Source organism: Pseudoalteromonas sp. S558 (assembly GCF_005886635.1).
Classification (GTDB): domain Bacteria; phylum Pseudomonadota; class Gammaproteobacteria; order Enterobacterales; family Alteromonadaceae; genus Pseudoalteromonas; species Pseudoalteromonas aliena.
Genome location: NZ_PNDU01000502.1, coordinates 1 through 664, shown reverse-complemented (window position 1 = coordinate 664; position 664 = coordinate 1). Strand labels below are relative to the sequence as shown.

General features: G+C 36.6%; 1 protein-coding gene. It reads right to left on the bottom strand.

The window, feature by feature from the left end; translation table 11 throughout:
* Positions 1-161: 161 nt before the first annotated feature.
* Positions 162-458: a hypothetical protein gene (locus CWB66_RS21100; protein WP_252371820.1), complete on the bottom strand. Its 297-nt coding sequence runs from the start codon at positions 456-458 to the stop codon at positions 162-164.
* Between the last annotated feature and the right edge of the window lie 206 nt (positions 459-664).

The window sequence follows — 664 nt, the reverse complement described above, 5'->3', positions numbered from 1 at the left end:
TGTTTAATGGTGCACTTGCATAATGAATTCGGGACGCCAAACAGCAAAATTTGGGTGGGTGTCTAGTTTATTCTGTCGATAGCCATAAGACACCCTGCTGCTCTTGCACTAAACAAAGCCTAGTACTTAGTTCGCCAAACAGCAAAAATTAGGGTGGGTGTCTAGTTTATTTTATAAGCTTTAGGAACTAAATATCCCCAAGCCCAATTTTCATCAAAATATTGCTGAATTTCTTTGAAACCTTTACCTGTTCGCTGATAAAACTCTATTTTTTCTTGCATTGAACGTGGCAGCATTTCAATTGCAAAATGTGTAAAACCTGCAGCTTTTAACTGTTTGATCGCCTTAATTGCTTCATACTTATAACCAGCAGTGCTATGGCTTGATTCGCCAAGCATAACTAAGCGCGCATTACCGGCCATTGTTTTATAATTTACATCCGTATTTATTTTATTCATTGTATTTCCTTATGTTTTAAAAATTAGTAAGTTAACTAACCTGAACTCTGGTTAAGAGATTTACTAACATAGTGAACTATGGTGATATTTAAATTTATTTTCTCTAGCCAGAGATTTTCAGTGAAAGCAAGGCGAATTTACGCGTCAATAGCGGGCCTATTGCAAGTAAATTCAACGCCGTTAGCTCTTGAATATATCTGCTCGAG

Bases quoted from the DNA above. Each gene is read 5' to 3' on its own strand.
- CWB66_RS21100 (WP_252371820.1), bottom strand. From the start codon at position 458: ATGAATAAAATAAATACGGATGTAAATTATAAAACAATGGCCGGTAAT.